This window comes from Escherichia sp. MOD1-EC6819, from assembly GCF_002965765.1.
Lineage (GTDB): Bacteria > Pseudomonadota > Gammaproteobacteria > Enterobacterales > Enterobacteriaceae > Escherichia > Escherichia ruysiae.
Genome location: NZ_PTRG01000012.1, coordinates 70,053 through 86,140, shown reverse-complemented (window position 1 = coordinate 86,140; position 16,088 = coordinate 70,053). Strand labels below are relative to the sequence as shown.

At 50.4% G+C, this 16,088-nt stretch carries 13 protein-coding genes; 9 read left to right on the top strand and 4 right to left on the bottom strand.

Annotated elements, in window-relative coordinates; all coding sequences use genetic code 11:
- The first annotated feature begins 89 nt into the window (after positions 1–89).
- The 3 genes from yieE to cirA all read left to right on the top strand — a co-directional run bounded on the left by yieE (position 90) and on the right by cirA (position 4,929).
- Positions 90–971, top strand: a complete 882-nt coding sequence (gene yieE / locus A7Z06_RS17725; RefSeq protein WP_000548303.1) for a DNA-binding transcriptional regulator YeiE — start codon at positions 90–92, stop codon at positions 969–971.
- A gap of 204 nt (positions 972–1,175) precedes the next feature.
- On the top strand, positions 1,176–2,645 hold the full coding sequence (lysP, locus tag A7Z06_RS17715; protein ID WP_000253268.1) for a lysine-specific permease: 1,470 nt from the start codon (positions 1,176–1,178) through the stop codon (positions 2,643–2,645).
- Positions 2,646–2,937: 292 nt separating this feature from the next.
- Positions 2,938–4,929, top strand: a complete 1,992-nt coding sequence (gene cirA, locus A7Z06_RS17705) for a catecholate siderophore receptor CirA (protein WP_000489215.1) — start codon at positions 2,938–2,940, stop codon at positions 4,927–4,929.
- Between the two features lie 31 nt (positions 4,930–4,960).
- Here cirA and yeiG read toward each other — a convergent pair whose 3' ends face one another.
- Positions 4,961–5,797: an S-formylglutathione hydrolase gene (gene yeiG, locus A7Z06_RS17700; RefSeq protein WP_000425474.1), complete on the bottom strand. Its 837-nt coding sequence runs from the start codon at positions 5,795–5,797 to the stop codon at positions 4,961–4,963.
- 257 nt (positions 5,798–6,054) lie between these two features.
- Here yeiG and folE point away from each other — a divergent pair, with 257 nt between their 5' ends.
- From folE to mglC, 6 genes are all read left to right on the top strand, one after another.
- A complete protein-coding gene (gene folE, locus A7Z06_RS17685) occupies positions 6,055–6,723 on the top strand; it encodes a GTP cyclohydrolase I FolE (RefSeq protein ID WP_105279518.1) in 669 nt (222 codons plus the stop codon).
- Between the two features lie 16 nt (positions 6,724–6,739).
- Positions 6,740–7,897 (top strand): DUF418 domain-containing protein YeiB, encoded by a 1,158-nt coding sequence (yeiB, locus tag A7Z06_RS17680; protein WP_000440929.1) that lies wholly within the window; start codon positions 6,740–6,742, stop codon positions 7,895–7,897.
- 141 nt (positions 7,898–8,038) lie between these two features.
- A complete protein-coding gene (galS, locus tag A7Z06_RS17670; protein WP_000628680.1) occupies positions 8,039–9,079 on the top strand; it encodes an HTH-type transcriptional regulator GalS in 1,041 nt (346 codons plus the stop codon).
- Between the two features lie 279 nt (positions 9,080–9,358).
- On the top strand, positions 9,359–10,357 hold the full coding sequence (mglB, locus tag A7Z06_RS17665) for a galactose/glucose ABC transporter substrate-binding protein MglB (protein WP_001036964.1): 999 nt from the start codon (positions 9,359–9,361) through the stop codon (positions 10,355–10,357).
- A gap of 60 nt (positions 10,358–10,417) precedes the next feature.
- Positions 10,418–11,938 (top strand): galactose/methyl galactoside ABC transporter ATP-binding protein MglA, encoded by a 1,521-nt coding sequence (mglA, locus tag A7Z06_RS17660; RefSeq protein WP_000255048.1) that lies wholly within the window; start codon positions 10,418–10,420, stop codon positions 11,936–11,938.
- A gap of 15 nt (positions 11,939–11,953) precedes the next feature.
- Positions 11,954–12,964 (top strand): galactose/methyl galactoside ABC transporter permease MglC, encoded by a 1,011-nt coding sequence (gene mglC / locus A7Z06_RS17655; RefSeq protein ID WP_001275122.1) that lies wholly within the window; start codon positions 11,954–11,956, stop codon positions 12,962–12,964.
- Positions 12,965–13,116: 152 nt separating this feature from the next.
- Here the strand turns inward: mglC and preA are convergent, their stop codons facing one another.
- The 3 genes from preA to A7Z06_RS17640 all read right to left on the bottom strand — a co-directional run bounded on the left by preA (position 13,117) and on the right by A7Z06_RS17640 (position 16,088).
- Positions 13,117–14,352, bottom strand: coding sequence for an NAD-dependent dihydropyrimidine dehydrogenase subunit PreA (preA, locus tag A7Z06_RS17650; protein WP_000956051.1), 1,236 nt, complete (start codon positions 14,350–14,352; stop codon positions 13,117–13,119).
- Entirely contained in the window at positions 14,346–15,584 is a 1,239-nt protein-coding gene (locus A7Z06_RS17645) for an NAD(P)-dependent oxidoreductase (RefSeq protein WP_001136353.1), read from the bottom strand. Before A7Z06_RS17645 ends, preA begins: the two co-directional genes overlap by 7 nt.
- Before the next feature lie 264 nt (positions 15,585–15,848).
- On the bottom strand, positions 15,849–16,088 hold the full coding sequence (locus tag A7Z06_RS17640; protein ID WP_000383083.1) for a DUF2542 family protein: 240 nt from the start codon (positions 16,086–16,088) through the stop codon (positions 15,849–15,851).

Sequence of the window (16,088 nt, the reverse complement as noted above, 5' to 3'; positions counted from 1 at the left end):
CTTTATCCGGGCATAAGGTTACGACTAACTGGTTTAAAAATAAAATTGATTATATATTTATAATTAATCTTTATAAGTGGTAAGCGACTATGCACATCACCCTCCGGCAGTTGGAAGTTTTTGCAGAAGTATTGAAAAGTGGATCCACCACCCAGGCGTCGGTGATGCTGGCGTTGTCGCAATCAGCAGTGAGCGCGGCGTTGACCGATCTGGAAGGGCAGCTAGGCGTGCAACTGTTTGATCGCGTGGGGAAAAGACTGGTTGTTAATGAACACGGGCGGCTGCTCTATCCGCGTGCGCTGGCGTTGCTGGAACAGGCCGTCGAAATCGAACAACTGTTTCGCGAAGACAACGGCGCGATTCGTGTCTATGCCAGTAGCACCATTGGTAATTACATACTGCCCGCCGTTATCGCCCGTTATCGCCATGATTACCCGCAGTTGCCGATTGAACTTAGCGTTGGTAACAGCCAGGACGTGATGCAGGCAGTGCTGGATTTCCGCGTTGATATTGGCTTTATTGAAGGGCCATGCCACAGCACTGAAATCATTTCTGAGCCGTGGCTGGAAGACGAGCTGGTGGTTTTTGCCGCGCCGACTTCGCCGTTGGCTCGTGGTCCGGTCACCTTAGAACAACTGGCCGCTGCGCCGTGGATCCTGCGCGAACGCGGTTCCGGCACGCGGGAAATTGTCGATTATCTGTTGCTGTCACATTTACCGAAATTTGAGATGGCGATGGAATTAGGTAACTCCGAGGCTATCAAACATGCGGTGCGTCATGGGTTGGGAATTAGTTGCCTGTCGCGACGGGTAATTGAAGATCAATTACAGGCTGGCACATTAAGTGAAGTTGCTGTCCCTCTACCGCGCCTGATGCGTACGTTGTGGCGTATCCATCATCGGCAAAAACACCTTTCCAACGCGCTACGGCGCTTTCTGGACTATTGCGATCCCGCTAATGTGCCGCGTTAAATTGCGGTACAGGAACATGCTGGTGCTGTGTCAATTTCGTGACGCAGCGCCAGCGTCATGCATTCGCCAGAAAAGAGATAGACTGCTTTACTTATAATTCCTGGGCGATCATGAAGGTCTCTTATAAAAGCGCATTTCTACCGGAAGGATTGCAAATCGTCTGCTACAATCGCGCCTCATTTTTAAGATGGATAGCATTTTTGTATGGTTTCCGAAACTAAAACAACAGAAGCGCCGGGCTTACGCCGTGAATTAAAGGCGCGTCACCTGACGATGATTGCCATTGGCGGCTCCATCGGTACGGGTCTTTTTGTTGCCTCTGGCGCAACGATTTCTCAGGCAGGTCCGGGCGGGGCGCTGCTCTCGTATATTTTGATTGGCCTGATGGTCTACTTCCTGATGACCAGTCTTGGCGAACTGGCGGCGTATATGCCGGTTTCTGGTTCGTTTGCGACTTACGGTCAGAACTATGTGGAAGAGGGCTTTGGCTTCGCGCTGGGCTGGAACTACTGGTACAACTGGGCGGTGACTATCGCCGTTGACCTGGTGGCTGCGCAGCTGGTCATGAGCTGGTGGTTCCCGGATGTTCCCGGTTGGATCTGGAGTGCGCTGTTCCTTGGCGTCATTTTCCTGCTGAACTACATTTCGGTCAGAGGCTTTGGTGAAGCGGAGTACTGGTTCTCACTGATCAAAGTCACGACAGTGATTATCTTTATCGTCGTCGGCGTGATGATGATTATCGGTATCTTCAAAGGTGCGCAGCCTGTGGGCTGGAGCAACTGGACGATAGGTGAAGCACCGTTTGCCGGTGGTTTTGCGGCGATGATCGGCGTGGCAATGATTGTTGGCTTCTCCTTCCAGGGAACCGAACTGATTGGTATTGCAGCGGGCGAATCTGAAGATCCTGGGAAAAATATTCCGCGTGCGGTGCGTCAGGTATTCTGGCGAATCCTGCTGTTCTATGTGTTTGCGATTCTGATCATCAGCCTGATCATTCCGTACACCGATCCCAGCCTGCTGCGTAACGATGTGAAAGACATCAGCGTCAGCCCGTTCACGCTGGTGTTCCAGCACGCGGGTCTGCTTTCTGCGGCAGCGGTAATGAATGCGGTCATTCTGACAGCCGTACTGTCGGCGGGTAACTCCGGTATGTACGCATCTACCCGTATGCTTTACACCCTGGCGTGTGACGGAAAAGCGCCGCGTATTTTCGCCAAACTGTCGCGTGGCGGTGTACCGCGTAACGCGCTGTATGCCACGACGGTGATTGCCGGTCTGTGTTTCCTGACCTCCATGTTTGGTAACCAGACAGTGTATTTGTGGCTGCTGAACACCTCCGGGATGACAGGCTTTATAGCCTGGCTGGGGATTGCTATCAGCCACTATCGTTTCCGTCGCGGCTATGTATTGCAGGGACACGATATTAACGACCTGCCGTACCGTTCGGGCTTCTTCCCGTTGGGACCGATCTTCGCTTTCATTCTGTGTCTGATCATCACCCTGGGCCAGAACTATGAGGCGTTCCTGAAAGATACCATTGACTGGGGCGGCGTAGCGGCAACGTATATTGGTATCCCACTGTTCCTGGCCATCTGGTTTGGTTACAAGTTGATTAAAGGAACCCACTTCGTGCGTTACAGCGAAATGAAGTTCCCGCAGAACGATAAGAAATAAGTTTTCTCCCTTCCTTGTTAAGCCCTCTCAACCGAGAGGGCTTTTTCAATTCTATTTCCCTGATAAAACACGAGGATATAAAATTTAACATTTGGATTGATAATTGTTATCGTTTGCATTATCGTTACGCCGAAATCAAAAAAGGCTGACAAATCAGAGACTGTTCAAGCTTTCTGGGATGATCACCTGCATACAAAAAAGTCCACCGCGATGCTGCCGTACGCAAGGGGACGTGAAGAAGATGTGAGCGATAACCCATTTTATTTTCGTAGTTACCTCATGGAGATATGGAATGTTTAGGTTGAACCCTTTCGTACGGGTCGGGCTGTGTTTGTCCGCAATTTCTTGTGCATGGCCTGTGTTGGCGGTTGATGATGATGGCGAGACGATGGTTGTCACAGCATCTTCTGTTGAACAAAACCTTAAAGATGCACCTGCAAGTATCAGCGTCATTACCCAGGAAGACCTGCAGCGTAAACCAGTACAGAATCTGAAGGATGTCCTCAAAGAAGTGCCGGGCGTACAACTGACTAACGAAGGGGATAACCGCAAGGGCGTCAGTATTCGTGGCCTGGACAGCAGCTACACGCTGATTCTCGTCGATGGTAAACGCGTTAACTCCCGCAATGCTGTCTTTCGTCACAATGACTTCGATCTGAACTGGATCCCGGTTGATTCCATTGAACGTATTGAAGTGGTACGTGGCCCGATGTCCTCGTTGTACGGTTCTGATGCGCTCGGCGGCGTGGTCAATATCATCACTAAAAAAATCGGTCAGAAATGGTCGGGCACTGTTACGATCGATACCACCATTCAGGAACATCGCGATCGTGGTGACACATACAATGGTCAGTTCTTCACCAGTGGGCCATTAATTGATGGTGTGCTGGGAATGAAAGCCTACGGCAGCCTGGCTAAACGTGAAAAGGATGACCCGCAAAACTCAACCACCACCGATACCGGAGAGACTCCGCGTATTGAAGGATTCTCCAGCCGCGACGGTAATGTCGAATTTGCCTGGACGCCGAATCAAAATCACGATTTTACCGCCGGTTACGGTTTCGACCGTCAGGATCGTGATTCCGACTCGCTGGACAAAAACCGCCTGGAACGCCAGAACTACTCTGTCAGCCATAATGGTCGCTGGGATTACGGCACCAGCGAACTGAAATACTACGGCGAGAAAGTCGAAAACAAAAACCCTGGCAACAGCAGCCCAATTACCTCTGAAAGCAATACCGTTGATGGCAAATACACGCTGCCGCTGACGGCGATTAATCAGTTTGTCACCGTTGGCGGTGAATGGCGTCACGACAAACTTAGTGATGCAGTAAACCTGACCGGTGGCACCAGTTCCAAAACGTCTGCCAGCCAGTACGCGCTGTTTGTGGAAAATGAATGGCGGATCTTTGAGCCGCTGGCGCTGACGACCGGCGTGCGTATGGACGATCACGAAACCTACGGCGATCACTGGAGCCCGCGTGCCTATCTGGTCTATAACGCTACCGACACCGTTACCGTGAAAGGTGGCTGGGCGACAGCTTTTAAAGCGCCTTCTCTGCTGCAACTTAGCCCTGACTGGACGAGCAATTCCTGCCGTGGCGCATGTAAGATTGTGGGTAGCCCGGATCTGAAACCAGAAACCAGCGAAAGTTGGGAGCTGGGGCTTTACTATATGGGTGAAGATGGTTGGCTGGAAGGGGTTGAATCCAGCGTTACCGTTTTCCGCAACGATGTGAAAGATCGTATTAGTATCAGCCGCACGTCTGACGTTAACGCTGCACCGGGTTACCAGAACTTTGTCGGTTTTGAAACGGGAGCGAACGGGCGACGCATACCGGTATTCAGCTACTACAACGTTAACAAAGCGCGGATTCAGGGCGTGGAGACTGAGTTGAAAATTCCGTTCGCCGATGAATGGAAACTGTCACTCAACTACACCTATAACGATGGTCGTGATGTCAGCAATGGCGAAAACAAACCACTTTCCGACCTGCCGTTCCATACCGCTAACGGTACGCTGGACTGGAAACCGCTGGCGCTCGAAGACTGGTCATTCTATGTTTCTGGCCACTATACCGGGCAGAAACGAGCCGACAGCGCGACGGCCAAAACGCCGGGCGGCTATACGATCTGGAATACCGGCGCAGCCTGGCAGTTGACCAAAGACGTCAAACTGCGTGCGGGCGTGCTGAACCTGACTGATAAAGATCTCAGCCGTGATGACTACAGCTATAACGAAGACGGTCGTCGTTACTTTATGGCGGTGGATTATCGCTTCTGATGAGAAGATGCCCGGCGAACCGGGCTAAGTTTTACTTCAGTAAATGCTGCGCATGGAAGCGCAGATGATCCTCTATAAAAGAGGCAATGAAGTAGTAACTGTGGTCATAACCCGGCTGAATACGTAACGTCATTGGCCACGCTTTCTGGCGTGCGGCCTCTGCCAGCACCGCAGGCTGGAGTTGGTCGGCAAGAAACTGATCGCTATCACCCTGATCAATAAGCGTCGGGATCGCATCCTGCGCATTACTGGCGTACATCAGCGCGCAACTGTCCCATTCCTCCCAGTCATTTTTATCCTCGCCCAGATAGGCGCTAAACGCTTTGATTCCCCACGGGACGCTGCACGGATTCACAATCGGCGCAAAGGCAGAAACGCTGATGTATTTACCTGGGTTTTTCAGCGCCATAATCAGCGCACCGTGACCGCCCATTGAATGACCGCTAATGGCGCAGCGATCGCTGACGTTAAATTGCGACTGAATCAGCGCAGGTAATTCATCACGCAGATAATCATACATCCGATAATGCGCCGACCACGGCGGTTGCGTAGCGTTAAGATAAAACCCTGCGCCCTGGCCTAAATCGTAGCCGTCATCATTGGCAACCTGTTCGCCGCGCGGGCTGGTGTCTGGCATTACCAGTACAATCCCCAGTTCCGCCGCTACGCGCTGGGCACCCGCTTTAGTGGTGAAATTTTCGTCATTACAGGTTAATCCCGAAAGCCAGTACAGCACCGGCGGCGGGGCGTTATCGCGGGGAGGCGGGAGAAAGATGCTGAACGTCATCGGACAGTTTAAGGTACTGGAGTCGTGCCGCCAGCGTTGTTGCCAGCCTTCAAAACAGCGGTGCTCTTCGAGCATTTCCATGCGTGGCTCCTTGTTATGTTGTTTGCAATTTTTTCATCATACCGTTTATTCAGTGTGTTGTGAGTAACTTTCACTTCCGCATATGCATAACGATGTTTTAACATCTACGGCTGAAAGGCAGCGGCAATTACAATAATTATCGCTGTGAATACTGGATTATGTGCGTCACCTCACGCACAATAATCAGGCTGCTAATCAGCTTAATAACTTTGCCCCCACGCAGGGCGGAGGCGTCACACCTGCAGGAGAAAATATAAATGCCATCACTCAGTAAAGAAGCGGCCCTGGTTCATGAAGCGTTGGTTGCGCGAGGACTGGAAACACCGCTACGCCCGCCCGTGCATGAAATGGATAACGAAACGCGCAAAAGCCTTATTGCCGGCCATATGACCGAAATCATGCAGCTACTGAATCTCGACCTGGCTGATGACAGTTTGATGGAAACGCCGCATCGCATCGCCAAAATGTATGTCGATGAAATTTTCTCCGGCCTGGATTACGCCAACTTCCCAAAAATCACCCTCATTGAAAATAAAATGAAGGTCGATGAAATGGTCACCGTGCGCGATATCACTCTGACCAGCACCTGTGAACACCATTTTGTCACTATTGATGGCAAAGCGACGGTGGCCTACATCCCGAAGGATTCGGTGATCGGTCTGTCAAAAATTAACCGTATTGTGCAGTTCTTTGCCCAGCGTCCGCAGGTGCAGGAACGTCTGACCCAGCAAATTCTCATTGCGCTACAAACGCTGCTGGGCACCAATAACGTGGCGGTCTCTATCGATGCGGTGCATTACTGCGTGAAAGCGCGTGGTATCCGCGATGCGACCAGCGCCACGACAACGACCTCCCTCGGTGGTTTGTTCAAATCCAGTCAGAATACACGCCACGAGTTTCTGTGCGCCGTGCGTCATCACAACTGATTAAAAGGCAGGAACCATGGAGCGCAACGTCACGCTCGATTTTGTTCGCGGCGTCGCCATTCTGGGGATCCTGCTTCTTAACATCAGCGCCTTTGGACTTCCAAAGGCGGCTTATCTCAACCCCGCCTGGTACGGTGCTATTACACCGTCTGACGCCTGGACATGGGCATTTCTCGATCTCATCGGGCAGGTGAAATTCCTCACGCTTTTTGCGTTGCTGTTTGGTGCGGGGCTGCAAATGCTGCTGCCGCGTGGCAGACGCTGGATCCAGTCACGGCTCACCCTGTTAGTCTTGTTGGGCTTTATTCACGGCTTGTTATTCTGGGACGGCGATATTCTGCTGGCTTACGGGCTGGTGGGCTTAATCAGCTGGCGGCTGGTGCGCGATGCGCCATCGGTAAAAAGCCTGTTTAATACCGGCGTCATGCTATATCTGGTAGGGCTTGGCGTTTTGCTGCTGCTGGGGTTGATTTCCGACAGCCAGACCAGTCGCGCCTGGACGCCGGATGCGTCCGCCATTTTGTATGAAAAATACTGGAAACTTCACGGCGGCGTGGAAGCCATCAGTAACCGTGCCGATGGCGTAGGGAACAGTTTACTGGCACTGGGTGCGCAGTATGGCTGGCAACTGGCGGGGATGATGTTAATTGGCGCGGCATTGATGCGTAGCGGTTGGCTGAAAGGGCAGTACAGCTTGCGCCACTATCGCCGTACCGGTTTTGTGCTGATGGCGATTGGGCTGATGATTAACCTTCCTGCTATCGCACTACAATGGCGGCTGGACTGGGCGTATCGCTGGTGCGCCTTCTTACTTCAGATGCCGCGTGAACTGAGTGCGCCATTTCAGGCGATGGGTTATGCGTCGTTGCTGTTCGGCTACTGGCCGCAATTAAGCCGTTTTAAGCTGGTGCTGGCGATCGCCTGCGTCGGACGGATGGCGCTGACCAACTACCTGTTACAAACGCTGATTTGTACCACACTATTTTACCACTTCGGTTTGTTTATGCAGTTTGACCGTCTGGAATTGCTGGCGTTTGTTATTCCGGTATGGCTGGCGAATATCCTTTTCTCTGTTATCTGGCTACGTTACTTCCGTCAGGGGCCGATAGAATGGCTCTGGCGTCAGCTCACCCTCCGTGCTGCGGGACCTGCATTGTCCAAAACATCAAGATAACGATCTTGATCACATTCATTAACAAAACGGCTGTAACCGTTTCCATTGCTGTGACTCGATTCACGAAGTCCTGTATTCAGTGCTGACAAAATAGCCGCCAGCAAGCAGTAACCTACTGCAATCTCACAACAGGTAGTGAATATGATCACCATTCGTGATGTAGCGCGTCAGGCTGGCGTCTCTGTGGCAACGGTTTCCCGAGTGCTCAATAACAGCACGCTGGTAAGTGCAGAAACGCGTGAAGCGGTAATGAAAGCCGTAAGCGAACTGGATTACCGACCAAACGCCAATGCCCAGGCGCTGGCAACTCAGGTGAGTGATACCGTTGGCGTGGTGGTGATGGACGTTTCTGATGCGTTTTTTGGCGCACTGGTGAAAGCCGTCGATCTCGTCGCCCAACAGCATCAGAAATATGTGTTGATTGGCAACAGCTATCATGAAGCGGAAAAAGAGCGTCACGCCATCGAGGTGTTAATTCGCCAGCGTTGTAATGCGTTGATTGTTCATTCGAAAGCGTTAAGCGACGACGAACTGGCGCAGTTTATGGACAACATTCCCGGTATGGTGCTGATCAATCGCGTTGTACCGGGTTACGCCCATCGTTGCGTTTGCCTGGATAATCTCAGCGGTGCCCGAATGGCGACGCGTATGTTGCTGAATAACGGTCATCAACGCATCGGTTATCTTTCTTCCAGCCACGGCATTGAAGATGATGCAATGCGCAAAGCCGGCTGGATGAGTGCGCTGAAAGAGCAGGATATTGTTCCGCCGGAAAGCTGGATTGGCACCGGCACGCCGGACATGCCCGGCGGTGAGACGGCAATGGTCGAGCTGCTGGGACGCAATCTGCAACTTACTGCTGTGTTTGCTTATAACGACAATATGGCCGCTGGCGCACTGACGGCATTAAAAGATAATGGCATTGCGATTCCGTTACATCTCTCCATCATCGGTTTCGATGATATCCCCATCGCCCGTTACACCGACCCGCAATTAACGACCGTGCGTTATCCCATTGCTTCGATGGCAAAATTAGCTACTGAACTGGCCTTGCAGGGCGCAGCAGGCAACATTGATCCGCGAGCCAGCCACTGTTTTATGCCGACGTTAGTGCGTCGGCATTCTGTCGCAACACGCCAGAATGCGGCGGCGATCACTAACTCAACAAATCAGGCGATGTAACCGCTTTCAATCTGTGAGTGATTTCACAGTATATTAACAATGCGATAGCTATGATTGCACCGTTTTAACGTTGTAACCTATATGTAACAGTGAATAATCACTTTTATCGAGGTTATAGCGTCATAACAACAATTAAAGCCGTTTTCTGGAGCGTTACCGGGCATGGAAGAACGAATTTTAAAACGTGAGCTTCGGCGTTCAGTAACACTTCATTAACTATACTGCCCCGCCGAGCATTTATCTCAAGCACTACCCTGCATAAGAAAAACCGGAGATACCATGAATAAGAAGGTGTTAACCCTGTCTGCTGTGATGGCCAGCATGTTATTCGGTGCCGCTGCACACGCTGCAGATACCCGTATTGGTGTGACGATTTATAAATACGACGATAACTTTATGTCCGTGGTGCGTAAGGCTATCGAACAAGATGCGAAAGCCGCGCCAGACGTCCAGCTGCTGATGAATGATTCACAGAATGACCAGTCCAAGCAGAACGATCAGATTGACGTGCTGTTGGCGAAAGGGGTGAAGGCGCTGGCAATCAACCTGGTTGACCCGGCTGCTGCGGGTACGGTGATTGAGAAAGCGCGTGGGCAAAACGTGCCGGTGGTTTTCTTTAACAAAGAACCTTCTCGTAAGGCGCTGGATAGCTATGACAAAGCCTACTACGTAGGCACTGACTCCAAAGAGTCCGGCATTATTCAGGGCGATTTGATTGCTAAACACTGGGCGGCGAATCAGGGTTGGGATCTTAACAAAGACGGTCAGATTCAGTTCGTACTGCTGAAAGGTGAACCGGGCCATCCGGATGCAGAAGCGCGTACTACCTACGTGATAAAAGAACTGAACGATAAAGGTATCAAAACCGAGCAGTTACAATTAGATACCGCTATGTGGGACACCGCTCAGGCGAAAGATAAGATGGATGCGTGGCTGTCTGGCCCGAACGCCAACAAAATCGAAGTGGTTATTGCCAACAACGATGCGATGGCAATGGGCGCGGTAGAAGCACTGAAAGCGCACAACAAGTCCAGCATTCCGGTGTTTGGCGTCGATGCGCTGCCAGAAGCTCTGGCACTGGTGAAATCCGGTGCACTGGCGGGCACGGTGCTGAACGATGCTAACAACCAGGCGAAAGCGACCTTTGATCTGGCGAAAAACCTGGCCGATGGCAAAGGTGCGGCTGATGGCACCAACTGGAAAATCGACAATAAAGTTGTCCGCGTTCCTTATGTCGGCGTAGATAAAGACAACCTGGCTGAATTCAGCAAGAAATAAGACTGATTGGGCGCAGTCGTTTACTGCGCCCTTATTGTATGGCCAACAAGGTAAAATTATATGGTCAGCTCAACGACTCCGTCTTCCGGGGAATACTTGTTGGAAATGAGCGGTATCAACAAGTCTTTTCCCGGTGTTAAGGCACTTGATAACGTTAATTTAAAAGTCCGGCCACATTCTATCCATGCATTAATGGGAGAAAATGGCGCAGGAAAATCAACATTATTAAAATGCCTGTTTGGTATTTATCAAAAAGACTCCGGCACCATTTTATTCCAGGGTAAAGAGATCGATTTTCATTCTGCCAAAGAAGCACTGGAAAATGGGATTTCGATGGTACACCAGGAGTTAAACCTGGTATTACAACGTTCGGTGATGGACAACATGTGGCTGGGGCGATATCCCACCAAAGGCATGTTTGTCGATCAGGACAAAATGTACCGTGAAACCAAAGCGATTTTTGATGAACTGGATATTGATATCGATCCGCGTGCGCGGGTCGGGACATTATCTGTTTCGCAAATGCAAATGATCGAAATCGCCAAAGCGTTTTCCTATAACGCAAAAATTGTGATTATGGATGAACCGACTTCTTCGTTAACCGAAAAAGAGGTCAATCATCTGTTCACTATTATTCGTAAATTAAAAGAGCGCGGCTGCGGTATTGTTTATATCTCGCATAAAATGGAAGAAATTTTCCAGTTATGTGATGAAGTCACCGTATTGCGCGACGGTCAGTGGATCGCCACCGAACCGCTGGCAGGGCTGACGATGGACAAGATCATCGCCATGATGGTTGGGCGTTCTCTTAACCAGCGTTTCCCGGACAAACAAAACACGCCAGGCGAAGTGATTCTGGAAGTGCGTAACCTGACGTCGCTGCGCCAGCCTTCCATCCGCGATGTCTCGTTTGATCTGCACAAAGGGGAGATCCTCGGTATTGCCGGTCTGGTGGGGGCGAAACGTACTGATATTGTTGAGACGTTATTTGGTATTCGCGAGAAATCGGCTGGCACCATTACGCTGCATGGCAAAAAGATCAATAACCATAACGCCAACGAAGCTATTAACCACGGATTTGCACTGGTCACTGAAGAGCGCCGCTCGACGGGAATTTATGCCTATCTGGATATTGGTTTTAACTCGTTAATTTCCAATATTCGCAACTACAAAAATAAAGTTGGTTTACTGGATAACTCGCGGATGAAAAGCGATACCCAGTGGGTTATTGATTCGATGCGGGTAAAAACTCCGGGGCATCGGACGCAAATTGGTTCACTTTCCGGCGGTAATCAGCAAAAGGTGATCATTGGTCGCTGGCTGCTAACGCAACCAGAAATATTAATGCTCGATGAACCGACGCGCGGTATTGATGTTGGGGCGAAGTTTGAAATTTATCAGTTAATTGCCGAACTGGCGAAGAAAGGCAAGGGGATTATTATTATCTCCTCCGAAATGCCAGAGTTGTTAGGGATAACAGACCGTATTCTGGTGATGAGCAATGGTCTCGTTTCTGGAATTGTCGATACAAAAACAACAACGCAAAACGAAATTCTGCGTCTTGCGTCTTTGCACCTTTAAGATTAGGGGCTTCCTATGAGTGCGTTAAATAAGAAAAGTTTTCTTACTTACCTGAAAGAGGGCGGTATTTACGTCGTTCTTTTAGTTTTGCTGGCGATTATAATTTTCCAGGATCCTACTTTTTTAAGTCTGTTGAACTTAAGTAATATTCTCACCCAGTCATCGGTACGTATTATTATCGCGCTCGGCGTGGCAGGGTTAATTGTCACTCAGGGGACTGATCTTTCTGCCGGGCGCCAGGTAGGGCTGGCAGCGGTGGTAGCCGCGACGTTATTGCAGTCGATGGAAAACGCCAACAAAGTGTTCCCGGAAATGGCGACGATGCCGATTGCACTGGTTATTCTGATTGTCTGTGCCATTGGCGCAGTTATCGGTTTAATCAACGGCCTGATTATCGCTTATCTCAACGTAACGCCGTTCATTACCACGCTCGGCACGATGATTATCGTCTACGGCATCAACTCGCTCTATTATGACTTTGTGGGTGCGTCGCCAATTTCTGGTTTTGACAGTGGCTTCTCTACCTTTGCTCAGGGCTTTGTCGCGCTGGGGAGTTTCCGTCTCTCTTACATCACCTTCTACGCGTTGATTGCGGTGGCGTTCGTCTGGGTGTTGTGGAACAAAACCCGCTTCGGTAAGAACATTTTTGCCATTGGCGGTAACCCGGAAGCGGCAAAAGTATCTGGTGTCAACGTCGGCCTGAACCTGCTGATGATTTATGCGCTGTCTGGCGTGTTCTATGCCTTCGGCGGGATGTTAGAAGCCGGACGTATCGGCTCTGCGACTAACAACCTTGGCTTTATGTATGAGCTGGACGCCATCGCGGCGTGCGTGGTGGGCGGCGTATCGTTCAGCGGCGGTGTGGGGACGGTCATTGGCGTGGTGACCGGGGTAATTATCTTTACGGTCATCAACTATGGCCTGACGTACATCGGCGTAAATCCGTACTGGCAGTACATCATCAAAGGGGCGATTATTATCTTCGCCGTGGCGCTGGATTCACTGAAATACGCGCGTAAGAAGTGATATGAATGTAGGGATTGCCGGATAAGACGTTGGCGCGTTTTATCCGGCCTACAATGGGCTCAATATACTGATTTGTATGGTTTTTGTAGGCCGGATAAGGCGTTTACGCCGCATCCGGTGACAGGAGCCAAATGCCGGATGCGATGCTGGTTCTACAACGTTACCGGATGTTCTTTCTCTCCTTTTTTAAACTTCACTTCCCCGAGATCAATACACCCCACCGGACAGACATGACCGCAAAGCAAACAACCGACGCATTTTTCGGTATTGCAGTGCGGCGTGCGCGATTTCTCATCCCATTCCATCGCCTGATGCCCACCGTCGTAGCAGGAAATATAACAGCGCCCACAGCCGACACATTTATCAAGATTAATATGGGGATAGACGATATAACTGCGGTCTAAATCTTCCGCCGGGACAATATTATGATTCGCCAGGCCAACCATCTCCTGCAACGAATCAAATCCCTGATCGGCAAGATAATGTGACAACCCGCTCGCCATATCTTCCACAATGCGATAACCGTACTGCATGATGCCAGTGGTCACCTGTAACGTTGCCGCACCGAGTAATAAAAATTCCGCTGCATCTTCCCAGGTCTCAATACCACCGATACCGCTAATCGGGAAATCACGCAGTTCCGGATGGGTGCGCATTTGCTGAATAAAGCGCAGGGCGATCGGTTTCACCGCTTTACCGGAATAACCTGAAATACTCGATTTACCGTTAACGATCGGCATACCAATTTTCTGATTAAGATCGATATTGGTGATGGATTTGACGGTGTTAATCGCCGCAATGCCATCTGCGCCACCACGCTTCGCCGCCAGCGCCACTTCGCACATATCACCGATATTCGGCGTCATCTTCGCCAGCATCGGCAAAGTGGAACCGCGTTTCACCGCACGACAATATTTTTCTACCAGTTCCGGACTTTGCCCGACATCGCTCCCCATCGCATGAGAGGTCATCTGCGGGCAGGAGAAATTACATTCGATCATATCGGCGCCTGCTTTTTGCACCAGACGCGCCAGATCCTCCCATTGTTGCTCATTTTCCCCCATGATCGAGGCGATCAGCACCTTGTCAGGGTAATCTTCTTTCAACCGACGCAAAGCGGCCAGATTCTCCTCCAGGGGATGTTCGGCAATCTGCTCCATATTTTTGAAGCCAATAAAACCGGTATCTTCTTTCACCAGATGATCAAAACGTGGCGAAACTTCGTTGGCGATAAAAAAACCGATCGTTTTAAACACCACGCCGCCCCAGCCTGTGTCGTAGGCTTTGGCGCACATCTCATAGCAGTTGCCTACCGGCGAAGAAGAAAGGCAGAACGGGTTGGGAAACTTCACGCCGCAAAAGGTAATCGAAAGATCTTTCGTTAACATGAGCAAGCTCCCTCTAAATAGTGATGAATCGCCTCGGCGGCTTCTTTCCCGGTCTTCACGGCATAAACCACGGTTTTGTCGCCCTCAACAATATCGCCAGCGGCAAACAGTTGTGGGTCGCGAGTCTGGTAATTTTTCGTTTCGATGATGTTGCGCTTCGGCTCCAGCGCCGCAAAAGCGGTAAGTTCGGCATGTTGACCGACGGCGAGAATAATTTTGTCCGCTGCCATTGTCAGTTCGCCCGGCAAACGAACATGTTTAAAGGTAACTTTATTGCCCTCTACCGCCACTGGCGTAAAGCCATCAATAATCGATACCCCCAATTTCTGGGTGCTGGTGAACTCTTTCTTGCTTGCCGGAAATTCATCTAACTCTTCGCGCGCCACACAGGTCACCGCCTGGCAGCCGAGAACTTTCAGCGTGCTGGCAACGTCCATCGCGACATCGCCGCCGCCAATAATTAATGCGCTTTGCGGGATGCGGATATCGCCTTGTGCCTGACGCGCGCGTTGCAGGAAATCGACGGCGATCTCAACGTCGCTATGCTCAAACAGCGGCAGCCGAGAACCGCTCGATAATCCCACGGTGACCAGCACTGCACGGTTTTCTGCTTTCAGTTGTTCCAGCGAAAGCGTTTTGCCAATTTCACAGTTGCACTTAATGGTCACCCCCATTTTTTCGATGCGAGCGATTTCCGCATCCAGCACCGACTGCGGCAAACGAAATTGCGGAATACCGTTACACAACCAGCCACCGGGTTGCGCTCCTTTTTCATAAATTGTGACGTCGTAACCCAGATTGATCAGCGTCACGCTGGCTTGTAATCCGGCTGGGCCTGCACCAATAATCGCGACTTTACCGCGCGTCTTGCTGCCCGGTTGATAAATCTCCATTCCGGTTTGTTGTTCAAAATCAGTAACAAAACGTTGTAAGCGACCAATATCAATGGGGTCATCGACACCCGCACGGGTACAACCGCTCTGGCATAATTTTTCCGTAGGGCACACTCTGGCGCAAACGGCACCGAGGGCATTATTTTCGCGAATTGTCTCGGCAGCGCCTTTAAAATTACGAAAATAGATTGAGCGAATAAATTTCCCCGGATCGGTTTGCGCCGGGCAAGCCTGGCTGCAGGGCGCGTCGTGACATAATAAACAGCGGGAGGCTTCTTTAATCGCCAGTAAAGGCGTAAAAGCCGGAGTGAGTTCATCCAGATAATTTTGTTGCGGCATGTGATCTTCCTTAATGCTATGGGTAATTAAGGCGAACGCCTGTTTTACCCGCAATACTTCAAGTTACATGTGCTGCGATGTCGCGCCTTTCTGCAACTCAAATTATTTTGGGTAAATATAACGTACTAATATTAAGGCTAAGCGTGCGGGGGAATTTAAACTGTGAAAAGATTCACAAATAGCTGCGGTTCAGAATGTTATATCCGCAGCCTGGTGGGTGAACTAATAATTATTCTCAATAATTAGCAAGAGGAAGAAATAATATTATCGGTAAAAAATAAGATAAATAATCATGCCGATGGATAAAAGTCCGAAGCCGCTATATGCAACTATATAAGCGAAGAAGAGTCCGGGATTTTTGTCACGCCAGACATACACTGGTTCCAGGGAATTTTTAACCCGTTTATCAATTGCGCCAGCACGCCAGCCTTTCCAGGCTTCGCGAAAACAAAATACAGGGATCAGGAAAAAAACGGCAATGACAAAAAACTGCTGAACATCCAT

Bases quoted from the DNA above. Each gene is read 5' to 3' on its own strand.
- yieE (WP_000548303.1), top strand. From the start codon at position 90: ATGCACATCACCCTCCGGCAGTTGGAAGTTTTTGCAGAAGTATTGAAA.
- lysP (WP_000253268.1), top strand. From the start codon at position 1,176: ATGGTTTCCGAAACTAAAACAACAGAAGCGCCGGGCTTACGCCGTGAA.
- cirA (WP_000489215.1), top strand. From the start codon at position 2,938: ATGTTTAGGTTGAACCCTTTCGTACGGGTCGGGCTGTGTTTGTCCGCA.
- yeiG (WP_000425474.1), bottom strand. From the start codon at position 5,797: ATGGAAATGCTCGAAGAGCACCGCTGTTTTGAAGGCTGGCAACAACGC.
- folE (WP_105279518.1), top strand. From the start codon at position 6,055: ATGCCATCACTCAGTAAAGAAGCGGCCCTGGTTCATGAAGCGTTGGTT.
- yeiB (WP_000440929.1), top strand. From the start codon at position 6,740: ATGGAGCGCAACGTCACGCTCGATTTTGTTCGCGGCGTCGCCATTCTG.
- galS (WP_000628680.1), top strand. From the start codon at position 8,039: ATGATCACCATTCGTGATGTAGCGCGTCAGGCTGGCGTCTCTGTGGCA.
- mglB (WP_001036964.1), top strand. From the start codon at position 9,359: ATGAATAAGAAGGTGTTAACCCTGTCTGCTGTGATGGCCAGCATGTTA.
- mglA (WP_000255048.1), top strand. From the start codon at position 10,418: ATGGTCAGCTCAACGACTCCGTCTTCCGGGGAATACTTGTTGGAAATG.
- mglC (WP_001275122.1), top strand. From the start codon at position 11,954: ATGAGTGCGTTAAATAAGAAAAGTTTTCTTACTTACCTGAAAGAGGGC.
- preA (WP_000956051.1), bottom strand. From the start codon at position 14,352: ATGTTAACGAAAGATCTTTCGATTACCTTTTGCGGCGTGAAGTTTCCC.
- A7Z06_RS17645 (WP_001136353.1), bottom strand. From the start codon at position 15,584: ATGCCGCAACAAAATTATCTGGATGAACTCACTCCGGCTTTTACGCCT.
- A7Z06_RS17640 (WP_000383083.1), bottom strand. From the start codon at position 16,088: ATGGATGTTCAGCAGTTTTTTGTCATTGCCGTTTTTTTCCTGATCCCT.